At 75.5% G+C, this 19,249-nt stretch carries 17 protein-coding genes; 8 read left to right on the top strand and 9 right to left on the bottom strand.

Annotated features, from left to right (window positions below; translation table 11 throughout):
* Positions 1-63: 63 nt before the first annotated feature.
* The 3 genes from pcrA to FHN55_RS21250 form a co-directional block, all read right to left on the bottom strand.
* Positions 64-2,514: a DNA helicase PcrA gene (pcrA, locus tag FHN55_RS21260; protein WP_139714409.1), complete on the bottom strand. Its 2,451-nt coding sequence runs from the start codon at positions 2,512-2,514 to the stop codon at positions 64-66.
* Positions 2,515-2,660: 146 nt separating this feature from the next.
* Positions 2,661-4,466: a bifunctional UDP-sugar hydrolase/5'-nucleotidase gene (locus FHN55_RS21255; protein ID WP_139714408.1), complete on the bottom strand. Its 1,806-nt coding sequence runs from the start codon at positions 4,464-4,466 to the stop codon at positions 2,661-2,663.
* A 132-nt stretch (positions 4,467-4,598) separates the two neighbouring features.
* Positions 4,599-5,684, bottom strand: coding sequence for a glycerophosphodiester phosphodiesterase family protein (locus tag FHN55_RS21250; protein WP_180357997.1), 1,086 nt, complete (start codon positions 5,682-5,684; stop codon positions 4,599-4,601).
* Between the two features lie 205 nt (positions 5,685-5,889).
* Here FHN55_RS21250 and FHN55_RS21245 point away from each other — a divergent pair, with 205 nt between their 5' ends.
* From FHN55_RS21245 to FHN55_RS21225, 5 genes are read left to right on the top strand one after another with little or no spacing between them, the layout of a single operon-like run.
* The gene (locus tag FHN55_RS21245) at positions 5,890-6,447 is read left to right on the top strand and encodes an NUDIX hydrolase (RefSeq protein WP_139714406.1); all 558 of its coding nucleotides are present in this window, start codon (positions 5,890-5,892) and stop codon (positions 6,445-6,447) included.
* Between the two features lie 41 nt (positions 6,448-6,488).
* On the top strand, positions 6,489-7,391 hold the full coding sequence (locus FHN55_RS21240) for a sugar phosphate nucleotidyltransferase (protein WP_139714405.1): 903 nt from the start codon (positions 6,489-6,491) through the stop codon (positions 7,389-7,391).
* 20 nt (positions 7,392-7,411) lie between these two features.
* Positions 7,412-8,392, top strand: coding sequence for an aldose 1-epimerase family protein (locus FHN55_RS21235; protein WP_139714404.1), 981 nt, complete (start codon positions 7,412-7,414; stop codon positions 8,390-8,392).
* A 17-nt stretch (positions 8,393-8,409) separates the two neighbouring features.
* Positions 8,410-8,889: a gluconokinase gene (locus FHN55_RS21230; RefSeq protein ID WP_139714415.1), complete on the top strand. Its 480-nt coding sequence runs from the start codon at positions 8,410-8,412 to the stop codon at positions 8,887-8,889.
* A complete protein-coding gene (locus FHN55_RS21225; protein WP_139714403.1) occupies positions 8,886-10,349 on the top strand; it encodes an AI-2E family transporter in 1,464 nt (487 codons plus the stop codon). Before FHN55_RS21230 ends, FHN55_RS21225 begins: the two co-directional genes overlap by 4 nt.
* Positions 10,350-10,533: 184 nt before the next feature.
* Here FHN55_RS21225 and FHN55_RS21220 read toward each other — a convergent pair whose 3' ends face one another.
* The 5 genes from FHN55_RS21220 to FHN55_RS21200 form a co-directional block, all read right to left on the bottom strand.
* Positions 10,534-11,004 carry a YdeI/OmpD-associated family protein gene (locus FHN55_RS21220; protein WP_139714402.1) on the bottom strand — a complete coding sequence of 157 codons (471 nt, stop codon included), beginning with the start codon at positions 11,002-11,004 and terminating at the stop codon, positions 10,534-10,536.
* A 95-nt stretch (positions 11,005-11,099) separates the two neighbouring features.
* On the bottom strand, positions 11,100-11,444 hold the full coding sequence (locus FHN55_RS21215; RefSeq protein ID WP_257571184.1) for a hypothetical protein: 345 nt from the start codon (positions 11,442-11,444) through the stop codon (positions 11,100-11,102).
* 7 nt (positions 11,445-11,451) lie between these two features.
* Positions 11,452-13,077, bottom strand: a complete 1,626-nt coding sequence (gene guaA / locus FHN55_RS21210; protein ID WP_139714401.1) for a glutamine-hydrolyzing GMP synthase — start codon at positions 13,075-13,077, stop codon at positions 11,452-11,454.
* Positions 13,074-13,472 carry a DUF3817 domain-containing protein gene (locus FHN55_RS21205; protein WP_139714400.1) on the bottom strand — a complete coding sequence of 133 codons (399 nt, stop codon included), beginning with the start codon at positions 13,470-13,472 and terminating at the stop codon, positions 13,074-13,076. The genes guaA and FHN55_RS21205 overlap by 4 nt, the downstream gene beginning before the upstream one ends.
* Positions 13,469-14,341 carry an SURF1 family protein gene (locus FHN55_RS21200; RefSeq protein ID WP_139714399.1) on the bottom strand — a complete coding sequence of 291 codons (873 nt, stop codon included), beginning with the start codon at positions 14,339-14,341 and terminating at the stop codon, positions 13,469-13,471. Before FHN55_RS21200 ends, FHN55_RS21205 begins: the two co-directional genes overlap by 4 nt.
* Before the next feature lie 219 nt (positions 14,342-14,560).
* Between FHN55_RS21200 and FHN55_RS21195 the strand changes: the two genes are divergently transcribed.
* Together FHN55_RS21195 and FHN55_RS21190 are read left to right on the top strand one after the other, a co-directional pair.
* Positions 14,561-16,324 (top strand): dihydroxyacetone kinase family protein, encoded by a 1,764-nt coding sequence (locus FHN55_RS21195; RefSeq protein WP_139714413.1) that lies wholly within the window; start codon positions 14,561-14,563, stop codon positions 16,322-16,324.
* Between the two features lie 69 nt (positions 16,325-16,393).
* Positions 16,394-16,918, top strand: a complete 525-nt coding sequence (locus tag FHN55_RS21190) for a ribose-5-phosphate isomerase (protein ID WP_139714398.1) — start codon at positions 16,394-16,396, stop codon at positions 16,916-16,918.
* A gap of 78 nt (positions 16,919-16,996) precedes the next feature.
* Here FHN55_RS21190 and FHN55_RS21185 read toward each other — a convergent pair whose 3' ends face one another.
* Positions 16,997-17,962, bottom strand: a complete 966-nt coding sequence (locus tag FHN55_RS21185) for a sugar-binding transcriptional regulator (protein ID WP_218974903.1) — start codon at positions 17,960-17,962, stop codon at positions 16,997-16,999.
* 152 nt (positions 17,963-18,114) lie between these two features.
* On the opposite strand from FHN55_RS21185, the gene FHN55_RS21180 reads away from it, so the two are divergent.
* Positions 18,115-19,206, top strand: a complete 1,092-nt coding sequence (locus FHN55_RS21180) for a zinc-binding dehydrogenase (protein ID WP_218974902.1) — start codon at positions 18,115-18,117, stop codon at positions 19,204-19,206.
* Positions 19,207-19,249 lie beyond the last annotated feature (43 nt).

The following is a 19,249-nucleotide window of genomic DNA, read 5'->3' as shown; positions in this document are numbered from 1 at the left end:
TCGGGAGGTCCATGATCACGGCGGGAAGGTGCACGGGAAGCCCGTCATGACGGGCGGGGTGGGTCAGAGCTTCTGGACGGGGGCGTAGCGCAGCAGCAGGCGCTTGGTGCCCTCGCTGCGGAAGTCGACGTGGGCCACGGTCTTGTCACCGGCCCCCTCGACGGCGACGACGGTGCCCATGCCGAAGGAGTCGTGCGTGACGCGGTCCCCGACCGCCAGCGAGATCACCGGCCGGGTGCCCGCCGTGCGCACGCCGGGCGTGCCCGCCAGCTTCGCCTGCGCCGAGGAGTGGCTGCTGCCGTAGCCGCCGGCGTTGTAGGTCGACCCGCCGCGGCCGCCCCCGGCGCCGCCACCCCAGCCCGAGGAGCCCGACGCCTCGGCGCGCTCCCAGCGCACCAGCTCGTGCGGGATCTCGTCGAGGAAGCGCGACGGCGGGAAGTACTGCGGCTGCCCCCACGCGCTGCGGGACGCCGCGCGGGAGATCCGCAGGTACCGGCGGGCGCGGGTGATGCCCACGTACGCCAGGCGCCGCTCCTCGGCCAGCTCGTCGTCGTCGGCGAGCGACCGCTGGTGCGGGAACGTCCCGTCCTCCAGGCCGGTGAGGAAGACGACGGGGAACTCCAGGCCCTTGGCGGTGTGGAGCGTCATCAGCGTGACGACTCCCGAGTCCTCGCCGGCCTGCTCGTCCGCCCCGTCGGCCACGGCGGCACCGGGGATCTGGTCCGCGTCGGCCACCAGCGAGACCGTCTCGAGGAAGTCGGCCAGCGTCCCCTCGGGGTTGGCCTGCTCGTACTCCGCGGCGACCGCAGAGAGCTCGGCGAGGTTCTCGACGCGGGACTCGTCCTGCGGGTCGAGGCTGGCGCGCAGCTCTGCGAGCAGGCCCGACCTGTCGAGCACGGCCTCGAGCACCGTCGACGGGCCCGCGCCGCCCTCGACGACCGTGCGCAGCTCGTCCATGAGGTCGGTGAAGCCGCGGATGCAGGTCAGCGAGCGGGCCGCGATGCCCGGCGCCTCCGCCGCCCGCTCCAGCGCCGCCGGGAAGCCGATGCGCTCGCGGTCGGCCAGGGCGGCCACGCACGCCTCGGCCCGCTCGCCGATGCCGCGCTTGGGGACGTTGAGGATGCGGCGCAGGCTGACGACGTCGTCCGGGTTGGCCAGCGCCCGCAGGTAGGCGAGGGCGTCGCGGACCTCGCGGCGCTCGTAGAAGCGCGTGCCGCCGACCACCTTGTACGGCAGGCCGACGCGCACGAACACCTCCTCCAGCGCCCGCGACTGCGCGTTGGTGCGGTAGAAGACGGCGACGTCGCCGTAGCGGACGCCCTCGTCGTCGACGAGCCTGTCGATCTCGGAGGCGACGAAGGCGGCCTCGTCGTGCTCGGCGTCGGCGACGTACCCGACGATCTGCTCGCCGCTGCCCTCCGCCGTCCACAGGTTCTTGGGCCGGCGGTCGGCGTTCTTGGCGATGACGGCGTTGGCCGCGGACAGGATCGTCTGCGTGGAGCGGTAGTTCTGCTCCAGCAGCACGGTCTTGGCGTCCGGGTAGTCCTCCTCGAACTCGACGATGTTGCGGATCGTCGCGCCGCGGAAGGCGTAGATGGACTGGTCGGCGTCACCGACGACCGTGAGCTCGGCCTGCGGGACGCCGTCGGGCTGTCCCTCCGGGCCCCAGGTGGCGCCGGGGCCGCCGACCAGCTCGCGCACGAGCACGTACTGGGCGTGGTTGGTGTCCTGGTACTCGTCCACGAGGACGTGGCGGAACCGGCGGCGGTAGTGCTCGGCGACGGCGGGCACGGTCTGCAGCACCCGCACCGTCGTCATGATGAGGTCGTCGAAGTCGAGGGCGTTGGCCTGCCGCAGGCGGGCCTGGTAGAGCGCGTAGACCTCGGCGAGGATCCGCTCGGCGTGCGTCCCGTCCGCGGCCTTCGCGGCGTGCGCCTCCGGCGTGACCAGCTCGTTCTTGAGGTTGCTGATCTGCGTGGCCAGCGAGCGCGGGGCGTAGCGCTTGGGGTCGAGGTCGAGCTCGCGGACGACGAGCGCGAGCAGGCGGCGCGAGTCGTCGGCGTCGTAGATGGAGAAGCTCGAGCGCAGCCCGGCGGACTCCGCCTCGCGGCGCAGGATCCGCACGCACGCCGAGTGGAAGGTGGAGACCCACATCGAGCGGACGGCGGGACCGACCAGCCCCTCGAGCCGCTCCTTCATCTCCCCGGCGGCCTTGTTGGTGAAGGTGATGGCCAGCACCTGCCCGGGGCGGGCCCCGCGGGCGGCCACGAGGTGGGCGATGCGGTGCGTGAGCACGCGCGTCTTGCCCGAGCCGGCGCCGGCCACCAGCAGCAGCGGCGACCCCTGGTGGAGCACGCCCTCCCGCTGGGCCGGGTTGAGCCCCTCCAGCAGCGCCGCGGGGTCGATCCGGACCGCTGGCCGGTCGGCGAGCACGCCCGGGCGCCCGTCGTCCGCGGGCGACCCGGCGGGGGTCTGCGGGACCGGGAGGGGAAGGTCGTCGAAGAGCGTGCTCATCGTCCGACGAGCCTACGTCCGACCGCCGACACCCGGGTCCCCTCGCGGCCGCCCCGTGGACGGCCCGCAGGGTGGCCAGCGCCCATGATCACGGAAGACGGGTCGTGATCATGGGCGCTCGCCACCCTCGGGGCGGCCTGGCCGCGTCAGACCTGGGTGATGCGGCCGGTGCCCGCCTCGGGGTACTGCGCGGCCGTCACGGTGCCGCCGAGGTCGTCGCGCAGGTAGCCCTGCAGCGCCTGCTGCTGGGTGGTGGGCAGCACCTCGAAGGACACCCCGTCGAGGGCGTCGTAGCCGTCGCTGCCCCGCAGCAGGAAGTCGATCGAGGCCACGGAGATGGTCCCGTCCAGCACCCGCTGCCCGCCGGCCACGACGGGCGTCCCGTCGGCCAGGGTCAGCGCCTGCACCCGCGAGCCGGCCGGCGCGTCCGGGTCTGCCGTGTACGAGAAGCCCGCCACCTGCGCGAACGAGCCCTCCCCCGCGCCGGCGCCGTGGTCGACAGCGGCCACGAACGCCTCCACCGGCAGCTCCGGCGCCACCGCCACGAAGTTGGCGAACGGCGTGACGTCGTAGGTGTCCAGCGCCGAGACGTCGCCGACCGGCAGCACGGAGTCGTTGCGGATGCCGCCGCCGTTCTGCAGCGCCACCACCGGCGGCGCCACACCCGCCGCCTCCGCCCCGGCGCGCCCGGCGGCCAGCAGCGAGTCGGCCACGAGCGAGCCCAGCCCCGTCTCCCGCGAGCGCACCGCGTCGCGCCGGCCGTCGAGCGGCACCTCGGTGCGGGCCACCACCTCCGTGGCCAGGCCGTCGACGTAGGCCGCCACGGGCTCCTCGACCTCGGCGACGACGTCGGGGTCGGGCTCCACGGCGTCAGGCCCGGTCGAGGTCACGGGCACCGGGCGGCTCGCGAGGTCGTCGACGGCGACCAGGCGCCCGTCGGCGTCGAAGTCCACCACCAGCTGGCCGACGTACCGGTAGAGCCCGCTCGTCGTGACCACCGGCACCCGGGCGCCGTCGGCGGCGCCCACCACGGTCGGGTAGGCCAGCGGCGCGCCCGCGGCGTCGGTGCTCACCGCGTCACCGGGCAGCAGCGCGTCCCCCGGCGAGGCCATGACCTCTCCGCCGCCCGCGGCGACGACGACGTCGACGCCGGTCAGCTGCGGCACGAGCGCGACCTCGTTGTCGACGTCCTGCAGGTGCGAGACCAGCACGACCTTCGTCACGCCGGCCTCGGCCAGGGCCGCCGCCTGCGCGTTGGCGACCCCCGCGAGGTCGGGGTCCACCCGGACCTCGCCGAGGCTCGTCAGCTCCGGCAGCTCCGGGGTGGTGATGCCGATGACGCCGAAGCGCTCGCCCGCGGACTCCACCACGGTCGAGGAGACCACGGTGCCGTCGTCGACCTCCGCCTGCAGGCGCGGCTCGCCGGACAGGTCGAGGTTGGCCGCCACGAACGGCACGTCGTCGCTGACGGCGTCGAGGTAGTCGGCGAGGAAGTCGGGGGTGAGGTCGAAGTCGTGGTTGCCGATGGCGCTGGCGTCGAACTCCGCGGCGTCGAGGGCCAGGGCGTCGTAGAGCTCTCCGGTGCCGTCGAGGCGGCTGGCGTCGAGCTGGGGACCGGGCAGGAAGAGGTCGCCGCCGGCGAGGGTGAGCACGGGTCCGCGCGCCGCGGCGGCCTCGCGCTGGCGCTCGACCAGCGCGGCGAAGCGGGCGGCGCCGGCGTGCTCCGCGCCGGTCTCGTCGGCCTCGGGCAGCAGGGCCGACTCCAGGTCGTTCGCGTGCAGCAGCGTCAGGCGGACGCCGCCCTCGACGGGCACGGGAGCCGGCTGCTGGGGTGCGACCGGCACCACGGAGGACCCGGGGTCCGCCGCGTGCGCGACCACTGGGGTGCCGAGCACGAGGACTGCGGCTGCCAGGGCGGCGGGGGCTGTGCGGGCGCGTCGCGAGGCTGTCACGAACCGGACACTACGGACATCTCGGGCGCCGTGGGTGGACGGGCCCTTGACCCTCCATGACCATCTCTTGACCCTCGCCCGACCCTCCCGTGGCGGCAGCCGGGCGCTCGGCTGCGTGGCGGGGGGCCGGGCTCAGCCGGCGAGGCGCTGGCCCGAGCTGGCCGAGCCCGCGGCGCTGGACGGCCCACCGGAGCCGCCGCGGCGCGCGCCCGGCACCGCCTTGCCCGCGGCCCACAGGCGGCGGGCCTCGAAACCGGTGTCGGGGTGGTCGGTGAAGATCCCGTCCACCCCGGCGTCCAGGAAGGCCAGGTGCTCCACGAGCGCGCGCCCGGGGGCGGCCTCGGAGGGACCCACCCTCAGCGACACCGGCAGGAAGGCGTTCTCGTTGCGCAGCGTCCACACGTGCACGGCCAGGCCGGCGCGGTGGGCGTCGGCGACGAGCGGGGTGGCCGGGCCGAGCGTCCCGTCGGCGGCCACCGGCAGCACCATGTCCTTGCAGGGCGCGAGCACCTCGGCGTAGGTGGAGACCTCGCGCAGGCCCCACGGCGTGCACGCGGCGCGGCCGGCGTCGTCGTCCTCGACCAGCTGCACCAGCGGCACGCGCAGGCCCTCGGCCCGCAGCCGCCGCAGGAACGCGGACTCGAAGCACTGCAGCGCCACCGGCGCGTCGGGCTCGTCCAGCCCGAGCCGGCGAAGCTCGGCGATGACGAGCGCGGCCACGTCGAACCCGTCCTCGGCGTAGCGCGAGGGGGCCTTGACCTCGGCGGTCACGACGATGGTGCGCCCCAGCTCCAGCCGCAGCTGCGCGGCGAGCTCGAGCAGCTCGGCGAAGGTCGGGACCTCGTAGAGGCCGTCGTACACGGTGGTGGTGGGACGCAGGTGCGGCCTGGGCTCGACGGCGCGCAGGGAGCGCAGCTCGTCGTAGCTGAGGTCCTCGGTGAACCACCCCGTGACCGGCTGGCCGTCGACGACGCGGGTGGTGCGGCGCGCCGCGAGGTCGGGGCGGCTGGCCACGTCCGTGGAGTGCGTGACCTCGCTCTCGTGCCGCAGCACGAGCACGCCGTCGCGCGTCGGCACGATGTCCGGCTCGATGCGGTCGGCTCCCAGCCGAGCCGCGAGCTCGTAGGAGGCCAGGGTGTTCTCGGGCCGGTACCCGCTGGCGCCGCGGTGTCCGATGACAGACGGGACCCCGCCGACGAGCGGTTCAGCACTGCTCACGGAGTACCACTCTCCTCCCCGGACCTGGATGCCCGCGGGACAACGGATGAACAGGAGGTGCAGATGTGACGAACCAGTCCTTCCATCGGCGTCCTGGGCGCCGTCGTGCAGGGGGCAGGACCCGCGGGTGCGGCCCGCGGGCCGATCTCCACCCGGCAGGAGCAGCCCCCCGAGCCTCCGGCGGGGCTGCGCCTAGGCTCCGGTCATGGGCGAGCAGGGGCACCGGTCCGGTCCGCTGGGCGCGCTGCTCGAGCGCGTCCCGCCGGGGCTGCGCGGGACCGCGCACACCGCGGTGCTGCGCGCGTTCCGCGTCACGCCCGCCCCGGTGCGCCGGGCGCTCGTGCGCGCCGGGACCCCCAGCTACACCGTCGGGGCGGTCTGCGCGGTGGAGCACGACGGCGCGGTGCTGTTCCTGCGCCAGCCGCACCGCGGTGGCTGGTCGCTGCCGGGCGGCCTGCTGGACCGCGGCGAGGCGCCCGCCCCCGGGGTCGAGCGCGAGGTGCGCGAGGAGACCGGCCTGCGGGTGCGCGTCGGCGTCCCGGTGACGGCTCTGGTGGAGCCCGGCGTGCGCCGGGTGGACGTCGTCTACCGGGTGGTGGTCGAGCAGCGCCCGGAGGTGGTGCCCGGTGGCGAGGCCCGCGGCTTCGCCTGGCTCACCCCGCAGGAAGCCTCCCGCGACGCGGACTCCGCGACCCGCTCCATCCTCGCCGGGCTCGTCGACGCCCTGGCCGACGGCGCCCGCGGCGGGCGGCTCCTGCCCTGAGCCGCGCCGGCGCCGCCCCCTTCCCGGGCGCCCTCGCCGGGGTGGTCCTGGCAGCCGGGGCGGGCACGCGGCTGCGGCCGCTGACGGACCTGGTGCCCAAGGCGCTGGTGCCCGTGGGCGGCACCCCCCTGCTGGACGGCGCGCTCGCGCGCGTGTCCGCCGCCCTGGGCGAGGCCGGGCCCGCGCCCGCCCGGGTGGCGGTCAACGCGCACGCCCTGGCGGACCAGGTGGCCGCAGCGGCAGCGGGCAGGGCGCACGTCAGCCGCGAGGACCAGCTCCCCGTCGCAGCCGACGACGACAGCGGTGGCGCAGGTGCCGCTGCGCGGGCGGGTGCGCTGCCGCCGGCGCTGGGGACGGCGGGGGCGCTCGGCGCGCTGCGCACCTGGCTGGCCGGGAGGTCCGCCGTGGTCACCAACGCCGACGCCTGGATGCCCGACGGACCCGCGCTGCTCGCCGGCCTGGTCCGCGGCTGGGACGGCCGGCGGTGCCGCCTGCTGTGCGAGCCCGCGGCGCCCGGCGCCCGCGCCGACTTCCGCACCGCCGACGGCACCGGTGTCCGCTACGTGGGCTCGTGCGTGCTGCCCGCGCACCTGCTGGACCGGCTGGAGCCCGTCCCCTCGGGCCTCTACGAGGTGCTCTGGCGAGAGCTCGCCGCGCGCCCCGCGGGGGACGCGGACGGCCTGGACCTGGCGGTGGTGCCCGCCGGCAGCGCCGTCGACTGCGGCACCCCCGCCGACTACCTGCGCGCCAACCTCCTCGCCACCGGCGGCGCGAGCGCCGTCAGCCCCGGGGCGGTGGTCCGCGGGACGCTGGAGCGGTCCGTCGTGTGGCCGGGCGCGGTCGTGGAGGCCGACGAGCACCTCGTGGACGCGGTGCGCGCCGGCACGGCGCAGCGGCCGGTCACGGTGGGGTGTGCGGAGCCCGGGGTGGGCCCACCGGCGTGAGCTGCCTCTAACCTCGCTCCATGACGGTCCCCGCCTCCGGTGAGCAGCACGAGATCAGCGCCGGCGCGCTGAAGGCGGTGGTCACCGAGGTCGGCGGCGGCCTGCGGTCCTTCACCGACGGCGGCCGCGACCTGGTGGTCCCCTTCCCCGAGGGCTCGCCCCGCAAGCACTACCGCGGGTCGGTGCTGGCGCCGTGGCCCAACCGCACCGGCGACGGCCTCTGGAGCTGGCAGGGCGCGCAGCAGCAGCTGGCACTGACCGAGCCCGACCGCGGCTGCGCCCTGCACGGACTCGTGTGCTGGCAGCCGTGGGACCTGCTGGAGCGCTCCGCCGACTCCGTCGTCCTGGGCACCACGGTCTGGCCGCAGGCCGGCTACCCCGGCCACCTCGAGCTGCGGGTCAGCTACCGCCTCGTCGAGGAGGGCCCCGACGCCGGCCTGACCTGGGAGCTGGAGGCCACCGGCGTCGGCGACGTCCCCGCGCCCTACGGCACCTCCATCCACCCCTACCTCGTGGCAGGGCCGGGGCGCGTGGACGACTGGACCTTCGAGCTGTCCGCCGGCGCCACCCTCGTGGTCGACCCCGACCGGCTGCTGCCCGTGCTGGGCGAGGACGGCCGCGAGCAGCTGCGCCCCGTCGACGGCACCGACCTCGACTTCCGCGGCGGGGCCCCGCTGCGCGGCCGCTCCGTGGACGACGCCTACGCGCAGCTGAGCGGTCCGGACGCCGGCAGCGCGCGCGTGCTCGCCGCCGACGGGACCGGCGTCGCGGTGCACTGGGACCCGCAGGACTGCCCGTGGGTGCAGGTGCACACGGCCGACCGGCCCGAGCCCGAGGACGACCGCGTGGGCCTGGCCGTGGAGCCCATGACCTGCCCGCCCGACGCGCTGCGCACCGGCACCGACCTGCGCGTGCTCGAGCGCGGCCAGAGCACCCGCTCGTGGTGGCGCATCGAGCCGCTGCGCGCCCCCACCCCCTCGGCCGACGGCGCGCGCTCGTGAGCCAGCTCCTCGTGGTCATGGGCGTGTCCGGGAGCGGCAAGACCACCGTCGCCCAGCTGCTCGCGAAGGACCTCGGCTGGACCTTCGCCGAGGCCGACGAGTTCCACCCGCAGGCCAACATCGACAAGATGGAGAGCGGGCACCCGCTCACCGACGACGACCGCTGGCCCTGGCTGCGCTCGATCCGGGACTGGGCCAGCGAGCGGGCGGACGCCGGCGAGGACGCCGTGGTCACCTGCTCGGCGCTGAAGCGCAGCTACCGCGACGTGCTGCGCGGGTCCCGGGCCCGGGTCCGCTTCGTCCACCTCGACGGTCCGCGCGAGCTGCTGGCCCAGCGGATCGGCGGGCGGACCGGGCACTTCATGCCCAGCTCGCTGCTCGACTCCCAGCTGGACACCCTCGAGCGCCTCGGCGCCGACGAGGACGGCGTGGTGGTCTCCGTCGACTCCTCCCCGCAGGACTGCGCCCGCGCCGCTGCCGAGGCGCTCGGCCTGTGACCGCGGCGCCGGACGTCCCCGCAGCGCCACCACCCGACCCCGCCGCCGGCTCGCGCAGCCTGCGGCTGCTGGTGGCCTTCGCGGCCGTCGTCGTCGCCGTCGCCGGCCTCAAGGCCTTCTCCGGCAGCGTCGGACCGGCCTTCCTCGCGGTCGTGCTGGTCATCGTCGTGCACCCCCTGGGCGCCAGGGTCCAGCGCCTGGGCGCCTCGCCGTGGGTGCCGCAGTGGGTGGCCACCTGGACGGGGGTGGCCGTCAACCTCGTGGTGGTCTACCTCATCGTCGCGGCGCTGGCCGCGTCGCTGGCGTGGTCGGCGGTGGAGCTGGCCACCACACTGCCCCAGTACGCGCCCCAGCTCATCGAGCTGCGCGACCAGCTGCTGGACCTGCTGACCCAGATCGGCTTCAACCAGGCCGAGCTCATCCGGATGATCAACAGCGCCAACCCGTACGAGCTGCTCGGGTACGCGCAGACGCTGGTGTCGGGCCTGGCCTCGGGGCTGACGGACTTCGCGTTCGTGCTGCTGCTGCTGTTCTTCCTCGTGCTCGACGCGGCGCCCTTCCCCAAGCTGCTCGACCAGGCCTCCGCCCTGCACCGCGACGCCGTCGAGGCGATGCGCACCTTCGCCTCCGGCACCCGCCGCTACCTCGTGGTCTCCACGGTCTTCGGCGCCATCGTCGCCGTGCTCGACGTGGTGGCGCTGGTGTGGCTCGGGGTGCCGCTGGCGCTGCTGTGGGGACTGGTCTCCTTCGTCACCAACTACGTCGCCAACATCGGGTTCCTCCTGGGCGTCGCCCCTCCGGCGCTGCTGGCGCTGCTGGCCAACGGTCCCGAGAACGCGCTGCTCGTCGTGGTCATCTACACGGTCATCAACGTGGTGATCCAGGGGCTCATCCAGCCGAAGATCGTGGGCAGCGCGGTCGGGCTGTCGGCCACGCTGACGTTCCTGTCCGTGGTCTTCTGGGGCTTCGTGCTGGGCGGGCTGGGGGCGCTGCTCGCCGTGCCGCTGAGCCTGCTGGCGCGCGCGGTGCTCATCGACGCCGACCCGCGCGCCCGCTGGATGCTGCCGCTGGTCGCCGGGAGCACCCGGGGGGTGCCGGTGCGCCGTCCCGCGCTGCCCCACGTGCACCTGCCGCACCTGCCGGGGGTGCACCTCCCCCACCGCCACCCCGCCCCGCAGCCGGCGACCGCCCCCGTCACCGGCCCGACGACGACGGACGCCGCGGCGCACGCCCCGGCTGCGCCCGCCCCGGGCCCTGTTCAGGCCGCCCCGTCCGAGGCGGTGGCGGGCTCCGAGCCGGCGGAGCAGCCCCGCCCGAGCTCGGCCGCCGAGGAGTGGACCGGGGTCCCCACCGAGCAGGGCTGGCCCGGCGGGCAGCAGGCTGCTCCCGAGGACGGGACGGGCCGCCGTGGGTCCCTCGCCCGGCGGCTGCGCTCCGCCGCCGGCCGCTTGACCCGCTGACGAGCCGCCGTCTCGACCTCGACGTCCTCGACCGCGCCGGACGCCGACGAGGGAGACCACCAGCGGCGGCACCGGGGAGCCTGAGGTCCGGTGGGGAGACTCGCGTCCGGGTCCAGCCCCGGTAGCGGACGACAGCCTCCCCACCGGACGCCAGCCGGCCCGGCCGGGGCTGCGAGGGCGGGGGTCAGCGGCGGGACTTCCCGGCGGCCAGGGCCTCCGCGGCCTGCGCCACGCGGGACGCCCGGGTCTCGGCCTTCTTGGCCTCCTCCACCCAGCGCACCCACTCCTTGCGGTGGCTGGGCGCCAGGCCGTCGAAGAACGCCGTCGCGCCTGCGGCCTCCACGGCCGCGGCGAGGTCCTCGGGCACGGCGAGCGGAGCGGGCGCCGAGGCCACCTCGACGTCGACGTCCACCTCGTCACCGGCGGCGAGGCCCGACGCCGCGCGGTGCTCCGACGACAGCGGCACCATGACGGCGCCGCCCATGCTCCCGGGCGTCGTCGTCCACGTGTACGGCGCGGACGAGCCGTCGGCCCGCGCCACGGTGACGCTCAGCAGGGGGCGCTTCCCGGCTCCCAGAGCGTCGAGCACGTCGGCGGGGACCTCGAGACCGGTGGCGTTCCCGCGCGGGTTGAGCACGGTGGTGCGGTACCTCACGCAGCGGATGCTGCCGGGCGGGACCAGCGCCCGTCCAGACCCGCGGGCCCGGACGGCGTCGCCCCGGCGGGGCTCCGTCGGGGCTCAGTCGGGGCTCAGTCGCCCTTCGGCAGGCCGCGGCTGCGGCCCCACGCCTCGGCGGCCTCGCTGGCCGCCGCCACCCCCGCGGCCACGAGCAGCACCGACGGCCAGGCCCCGATGCGCTTGGCCAGCGGGTGCGAGCCGCCCATGGCCGCCGTGTACAGCGCGCCGAGCACGGCGGCGCCCAGGGGACCGGTGCTCCTCGCCCACTGCTTGCCGCACCAGGTGCCGGCCAGGCCGAACAGCGTGCCGCCGACCTCGCGCTTGGTGGCACGGGCGACGGCGAAGCCGCCGACCAGACCGGCCGCCGCCACGACGGACGGGCGCAGCAGCAGCCCGCCCGAGCTCTTGTCGCTCACCAGCGCCTCACTCCCACTCGATGGTGCCCGGCGGCTTGCTCGTCACGTCGAGCACCACGCGGTTGACCTCGGCCACCTCGTTGGTGATGCGCGTGGAGATCCGGGCGAGCACGTCGTACGGCATGCGGGTCCAGTCCGCCGTCATGGCGTCCTCGCTGCTCACCGGCCGCAGCACCACCGGGTGCCCGTAGGTGCGGCCGTCGCCCTGCACGCCCACGGAGCGCACGTCGGCCAGGAGCACCACGGGGCACTGCCAGATGACGCCGTCGAGGCCGGCAGCGGTGAGCTCCTCGCGGGCGATGGCGTCCGCGGTGCGCAGCACCTCGAGGCGCTCGCGCGTGACCTCGCCGATGATGCGGATGCCCAGGCCGGGGCCGGGGAACGGCTGGCGCTGCACGATCTCGGCGGGCAGGCCGAGCTCCGCACCGACCGCGCGGACCTCGTCCTTGAACAGCGCGCGCAGCGGCTCGACCAGCGCGAACTGCAGGTCGTCCGGGAGCCCGCCCACGTTGTGGTGGCTCTTGATGTTGGCCGCGCCCTCGCCGCCGCCGGACTCCACGACGTCGGGGTACAGCGTCCCCTGGACGAGGAAGCGCACCTCGCCGTCGTCGTCGCCGGACCCCGCGGCCGAGGCCGCCGCCTCCGCGACCACCTCGCGGGCCGCGGCCTCGAAGGCGCGGATGAACTCGCGGCCGATCGCCTTGCGCTTGGCCTCCGGGTCGGTGACGCCCGCGAGCGCCGCGAGGAACGCCTCGGAGGCGTCCCAGACCTTGAGGTTGACGCCGGTGGCGGCCACGTAGTCGCGCTCGACCTGCTCGGCCTCACCGGCGCGCAGCAGGCCGTGGTCGACGAAGACGCAGGTCAGCTGGTCGCCGACGGCCTTCTGCACGAGGGCCGCCGCGACGGCGGAGTCGACGCCGCCGGACAGGCCGCAGATGACGCGGCCGGTGCCGACCTGGGCCCTGATGAGCTCGACCTGCTCGTCGATGATGCTGCCGGCGGTCCAGTCGGCCGGGACCCCGGCGCCGCGGCGCAGGAAGTTCTCCAGCACCTGCTGGCCGAAGCTGGAGTGCGCGACCTCGGGGTGCCACTGCACGCCGTAGAGGCGGCGCTCGTCGTCCTCGAACGCAGCGACCTCGGCGCCCGCGCTCTGCGCGACCACGGAGAAGCCCGCGGGCGCGGCGGTCACGGCGTCTCCGTGGGACATCCACACGCTCTGCTCGGCGGGCTGCCCGTCGAGCAGGGTGGAGCCGTCGGTGGAGGCGCGCAGCTGCGTGCCTCCGTACTCGCGCAGCCCCGTCTGGGCGACGGTGCCGCCGAGGGCGGACGCCATGGCCTGGAAGCCGTAGCAGATGCCGAGCACCGGGACCCCGGCCTCGAACAGGGCCGGGTCGACCTGCGGGGCGCCGTCGGCGTAGACCGACGACGGGCCTCCGGACAGGATCACCGCGGCCGGCTCCTTGGCGAGGATGTCGGCCACGGACGCGGTGCTCGGGACCACCTCGGAGTAGGCGTCGGCCTCGCGCACGCGGCGCGCGATGAGCTGGGCGTACTGGGCGCCGTAGTCGACCACGAGCACCGGCCGGTGCTTGGCCTCGGCCGCGACCTCCGCGGGCGGGGTCTGGTCGGTCACGCAGCAGCTCCAGGGGTCGAGGGCACGGAGGGACCCGAGCGGCCGGCGCGCACGTCGGCGACCACCCGGCGCTCGGCCCAGAAGGACAGCAGCGGCACCACGCCGCAGAGCACGAGGACCACGAGTCGGCCCAGCGGCCAGCGCAGCTTGCTCCACAGGTCGGCCACGGTGATGAGGTAGACGAAGTACACCCAGCCGTGGACGTAGGAGATGGCGTCCCAGGCGGAGCTGCGCCCGTCGAGGAAGCCGTACTTGACCACCATCTCCAGGCACAGCAGCAGGAGCATCACGCCGGTGGCGAGCGCGAAGACGCGGTAGCGCGTCAGCGAGGCACCGGGGTCTCGGTGGACCCGGGGCGCCTGGCGGGCGCGGGAGCGCTGGTCGGTGCGGCTCACCGGTGGACCTGCGGGGTGTCGGGCTGCGTCAGCGGGCGGGCGTCGGGCACGGCGACATCCTCCCAGGCCCGCAGGCCTGCTCCGGTAGGCCGGGGCGCCGGCTCCCGCGGAGCAGCGGCGCCGCCCTCGTCGTCGTCCCGACCACCGGCGGCCTCCTCCTCGGCGAGCCGGCGGTCCTCCAGCTCGTCGCCGTGGCGGTCCTTGACGATCTTGACCCACATGACCAGGGCGAAGGCCGCGAAGAGCCACCACTGGAAGGCGTAGGAGAGGTTCTGCGGGTCCAGGCGCGCCACGGGCGCCTCGCTGGGCACGGCGGTGAGGGCGCCGGTCGGCGCGGAGCCGGCATCGGCCACGAGGTAGCCGGTGTAGAGGCGACCGGGCCAGACGTTGACCAGGTCTCCGGAGCTCAGCGCACCCAGCTGGCCGCCGGGCGCCAGGCCCTCGGGCTGCTCGGACGCCATGAGCCGCCCCGTGAGCTGCGCGGCGCCGGTGGGCGCCGCCGGCAGGGCCTCGCCGGCGGGCTGCCACCCCAGCAGCACCGGCAGCAGACCGCCCGTGCCGCTCTCCTGCAGCGCCGCCACCACCCAGGCGCCGTCACGACCGTCGAGCGGACGCTCGCGCACCTCCTCCAGCGGCAGGTCGGCCCAGGTGCCGGTCACGGACACGCGCTGGTGGTCGGCGTGGCCGGTGAAGTCGGCAGCGGGCTGCAGCACCTCGCCGATCGGCACCACGGTCTCGGTGGGCGAGACGCGGGCGTGCTCCTGGGAGCGCCCGAGCTGCCACTCCCCCAGCAGGGAGAACACCACCGCGGCGGCCACCATGAGCAGGAGCAACCCGAGGTTGGCGGGTCGCAGGGCCGTGCGCAGCACCCCTCCAGGCTACGGCCGCGGTGGTGGTCCCCCGGTCGTGCTGCGCCGCCGGGAGTGGCACGGTGCACAGGGGCAGCGGCCGACCGGTGCACCCCCGGAGGCACCGGGGCGCCAGTGGGTGACGGCGCCCACCGCGGGGCCCTACAGTCACCGTGCACACCTGTTCCGCACTCTTGTGCACGACCAGGACACCATGAGCCAGGACACGTGAGGACGACGATGACCCGCCTGTTCAACGACCCGTCAGCCTTCGCCGAGGACGCCAAGGCCGGCTTCTGCGACGCCTTCTCCTCCTACGTGGTGGACGTGCCCGGTGGCGTGGTCCGCCGGCGGCGCACCCGCGAGGGCAAGGTGGCCGTCGTCGTCGGGGGTGGCTCGGGCCACTACCCGGCGTTCGCCGGGATCGTCGGCCCCGGGTACGCCGACGGCGCCGTGATGGGCAACGTCTTCACCTCGCCCTCGGCGGCCGAGGCGGCCGCCGTGGGCCGCGCGGCGTCGGGCGGCGGCGGAGTCCTGCTGACCACCGGCAACTACGCCGGGGACGTGCTGAACTTCGGCCTGGCCGTCGAGCGGCTCGAGGCCGAGGGCATCCCCGCGCGCTACGTCGCCGTCACCGACGACGTCGCCTCGGTCGGCAAGGGCGCGGACGGGAAGCGCCGCGGCATCGCCGGCGACGTCCCGGTCTTCAAGTGCGCCAGCGCCGCCGCCGAGGAGGGCATGTCCCTCGACGACGTCGAGCGCGTGGCGCTCAAGACCAACGAGCGCACCCGCACCCTGGGCGTGGCCTTCAGCGGCTGCACGCTGCCCGGCGCCGACGGCCCGCTCTTCACCGTGCCCGAGGGCCGCATGAGCGTGGGCCTGGGCATCCACGGCGAGGCCGGCATCGACGAGGTCGACCTGCCCACCGCCGCCGAGCTGGCCCGCACGCTGGTCGACGGCGTCCTCGGCGACGCCCCCGAGGGGCTGGCCGTCGAGGGCGCGCGCGTGACGGCGCTGCTCAACGGCCTGGGGAACACCAAGTACGAGGAGCTCTTCGTCGTCTGGAACGACGTGGCGCGCCTCCTGCGCGAGCGGGGCCTGGAGGTGGTGGAGCCCGAGGTCGGCGAGCTGGTCACCAGCCTGGACATGGCGGGCTGCTCCCTCACGCTGACCTGGCTCGACGACGAGCTGGAGCGCCTGTGGGGCGCGCCCGCCGACACCCCCGCCTACCGCAAGGGCCGGCTCGTCGAGGCGGTCCAGGACGACGAGGGCGCTGCCGGTCAGGGTGCTGTGCGCAGCGACGACGAGGCCGCCGCCGACGCCGAGGCGCCGCCGCTGTCGAGCGGTCCCGCGGACGAGGGCTCCCGCGCCGCCGGTGCGCTGGTGGCCGACGCGCTCGCCGCCGTCGCCGACCGGATGGCGCAGGCCGAGGACGAGCTGGGTCGCATCGACGCGGTGGCCGGCGACGGCGACCACGGCCGCGGCATGGTCCGCGGCTCCGCCGCCGCGCGCGACGCCGCCCGGGCCGCGGCCGAGGCCGGCGCCGGCGCCGGCACGGTGCTGCAGGCCGCGGGCGACGAGTGGGCGGCTCGCGCCGGGGGCACCTCGGGCGTGCTGTGGGGCGAGCTGCTCGGAGCGCTGGCGAAGCGCGTCGGCGACGACGCCGCACCGGACGCTGCGACCGTGGCCGCGGGCGTCCGCGCCGGGTACGACCGCCTGGGAGAGCTGGGCGGGGCGAAGCCCGGCGACAAGACGATGCTCGACGCGCTGGGCCCGTTCTGCGACGCCCTGGACGAGGGCGTGGGCGCGGGCCGGCGGCTGCGCGAGGCGTGGGCGGTGGCCGCCGACCGCGCCGTGGAGGCCGCGGACGCGACGAAGGACCTCACGCCGAAGGTGGGGCGGGCCAGGCCGCTGGCCGAGCGCAGCAAGGGCACCCCGGACGCCGGTGCCACCAGCTTGGGGATGGTGGCCCAGGTGCTGGCCGGCGTGCTGGCGGGGCGCTGACCGGAGGACCGCTGAGCCGCCCCGACGGGGGTAGGGGACGCACAGGACCACAGGGACGAGGAGCAGGACGTGGCTGACCAGCTGAGGATCGTCGTCGGCAGCGACGACGCCGGGTACGACTACAAGGAGGTCCTCAAGAAGGACCTGCAGGGTGACGAGCGCGTCTCGGAGGTCACCGACGTGGGCGTGGACGCCGACGGCGACACGGCCTACCCGCACATCGCCGTCGCCGCGGCCCGTCTCATCCGGGACGGGAAGGCCGACCGCGCGCTGCTCGTGTGCGGCACGGGCCTCGGCGTGGCCATCAGCGCCAACAAGGTGCCGGGCATCCGCGCCGTGACCGCGCACGACGGCTTCTCGGTGGAGCGCGCCGTGCTGAGCAACAACGCCCAGGTGCTGTGCTTCGGCCAGCGCGTGGTCGGCATCGAGCTGGCCCGCCGCCTGGCCCGCGAGTGGCTGGGGTACACCTTCGACACCTCCAGCGCCTCCGCCGCCAAGGTCGACGCCATCACGGCCTACGAGGACGACGGCGCCGACGGCGAGCGGTCCCTGGAGGACGCCGAGCGGGAGGCCGCGGACTCCGACGTCGCCTGAGGCGCTCCGCACCGGGGACCCCTGGCCACCGCGCTGCCGGCAGGGGCACCAGGGGTCCCCGGCGCCCGGACGCCGGTCTCAGGCGGGGCTGGACGCCAGCAGCGCCGCCGTGCTGGTGTCCGTCACGAGGCGCTTGAAGTAACCGGCTCGTGCCCCGGCGCGGATGGCGCTGACCTTCTCCGGCCCGCTGGCGACGGCGATGGTCGTGGGGATGCGCTGCAGCAGCTCCAACGGGGTGGCGATGAGGCGCTCGCTGCCCGGGAAGTCCACGGGGGCGCCGTCGCGGTCGAAGAAGCGCGAGCAGATGTCGCCGACCGCGCGGTCGAGGGCAGCGCTGTGCGCGGGCACGAAGTGCGGGAGCGAGACCCGCTGCTGCGGCGGTGCACCGATGCCCATGACGGCGGCCTCCGCCGTGCCCCAGGTGTCGACGACGCGGCGGATGCCCGGGTCGTCGAGGAGCCCCTCGCGCAGCGCGGCGCTGGGCAGCGCCGGCGCGTAGAGGAACGCGGGGTTGCCGCGCACCGCCTCGGCGAACGCCCTGATGATCTCGTTGGTCTGGTACCACGGCTCGGGCTCCAGCTGACCGCCCACCGTGGGAGCCACCAGGACCCCCGGCAGGGGGGGCAGCTCGCCGTGCGCGGCGGCGTAGACCATCCGGCCGCTGGACACCAGCAGGACGTCCCCCGCCGCCAGGTGCGCCTGCCGCAGGGCCACCGTCAGCGGGCGGGCCAGTGCGGTGGAGAGCATGCTGTGCGGCGCGCCGGGCGGCAGGTCGGGGTAGAGGTGCACCTCCGCCAGCCCGAGCGCTGAGGCGCAGGCCAGCGCCAGGTCGTGGTCGGGCTGGTCGGCGGGCTGGTGGACGGCGATGGAGACGATGCCGCGGCGGCGCGCCTCCGCCAGCAGGCGGCTCACGGTGGCCCGGCTCGTGCGCATCTGCTGGGCGATCTCCGCCTGCGTGGCGTCCTTGAGGTAGTACTCGACGGCCACCGCGTACAGCAGGTGGTCAGGGCTGCGCCCGATCCCCTCCGTCGCCCCAGCGCTCACGACCGACGATCCTGGCACGCCGCCGCCCTGGACGGGAGACCAGATCGTGATGCACCGGTGCACAGACGTGCTGGACATCGGTGCAGAGTCTGTCTACTGTCCTGCTTCGACGGGGCGGCGACGACGCGGCCCAGGACGACGAGGAGGTCGTGATGACGACAGGAACCATGCAGGCGGTCGTCTGCCACGGCCCGGAGGACTACCGCCTCGAGCAGGTGCCGGTCCCCGCGCTGCCGGACGGCGGCGCGCTGGTCCGGGTGGAGGCCGTGGGCATCTGCGCCTCCGACCTCAAGTGCTACCACGGCGCCGCGAAGTTCTGGGGCGACGAGCACCGCGCCCCCTGGGCCGAGAAGGGCCGCGTGCCCGGCCACGAGCTGGTCGGCGAGGTGGTCGAGATCTCCGACGAGGCCACGGCCCGCTGGGGCGTGGCCGTCGGCGACCGCGTGGTCAGCGAGCAGATCGTCCCCGACTGGGACTGCCGCTACTGCCTGCGGGGCGCCTACCACATGTGCGCCACGCACGACATGTACGGCTTCAAGACCTACGACGGCGCCATGGCCGAGTACATCGCCTTCCCCGCCAAGGCGCTCGTCCACAAGATCTCCAAGGACCTGCCCCCCGCGCACGCCGCCTTCGCCGAGCCCCTGTCCTGCGCGCTGCACGCCGTGGAGCGCGCCGACATCCAGTTCGAGGACGTGGTCGTCGTCGCCGGGTGCGGGCCGATCGGCCTGGGCATGATCGCCGGCGCCAAGGCCAAGGGGGCCGCCAAGGTCGTCGCCCTCGACGCCATCGCCAGCAAGCTCGATCTCGCCCGCGCCGCAGGCGCGGACGTCGTCCTGGACATCACCTCCGACGACATCTACGCCGTCGTGCGGGACCTCACGGGCGGCTTCGGCGCCGACGTGTACCTCGAGGGCACCGGCCACCCCGCCGCCGTCAAGCAGGGCCTCACCCTGCTGCGCAAGCTCGGGACGTACGTCGAGTACGGCGTCTTCGGCGCCGAGGCCAGCGCCGACTGGTCGATCATCAGCGACGACAAGGAGCTCGACGTGCGCGGCGCGCACCTCGGTCCCCACACCTGGCCGAAGGCCGTGCAGATGATCGAGTCCGGCGTCCTGCCCCTGGACCGCATCTGCACGCACCAGCTGCCGCTGTCCCGATTCCAGGAGGGCCTCGACCTCGTCGCCAGCGGCGCGTCGTCGGTCAAGGTCTCGCTGATCCCGGACTCCAGCTTCACCGGCTGACGCACCGCCCCCGGCTCCGCCGTCCGGTCACCGACCCGACGGC

The sequence above is a fragment of the Streptomyces sp. NP160 genome (assembly GCF_006335115.1).
In the GTDB taxonomy this organism is placed as follows: domain Bacteria; phylum Actinomycetota; class Actinomycetes; order Actinomycetales; family Quadrisphaeraceae; genus Quadrisphaera.
This window is presented reverse-complemented; position numbering and strand designations above follow the sequence as displayed.

What these genes read in the sequence shown, in the direction of transcription:
- pcrA (WP_139714409.1), bottom strand. Translation starts at nt 2,514, where the DNA reads ATGAGCACGCTCTTCGACGACCTTCCCCTCCCGGTCCCGCAGACCCCC.
- FHN55_RS21245 (WP_139714406.1), top strand. Translation starts at nt 5,890, where the DNA reads ATGGGCGAGCAGGGGCACCGGTCCGGTCCGCTGGGCGCGCTGCTCGAG.
- FHN55_RS21235 (WP_139714404.1), top strand. Translation starts at nt 7,412, where the DNA reads ATGACGGTCCCCGCCTCCGGTGAGCAGCACGAGATCAGCGCCGGCGCG.
- FHN55_RS21230 (WP_139714415.1), top strand. Translation starts at nt 8,410, where the DNA reads ATGGGCGTGTCCGGGAGCGGCAAGACCACCGTCGCCCAGCTGCTCGCG.
- FHN55_RS21195 (WP_139714413.1), top strand. Translation starts at nt 14,561, where the DNA reads ATGACCCGCCTGTTCAACGACCCGTCAGCCTTCGCCGAGGACGCCAAG.
- FHN55_RS21180 (WP_218974902.1), top strand. Translation starts at nt 18,115, where the DNA reads ATGACGACAGGAACCATGCAGGCGGTCGTCTGCCACGGCCCGGAGGAC.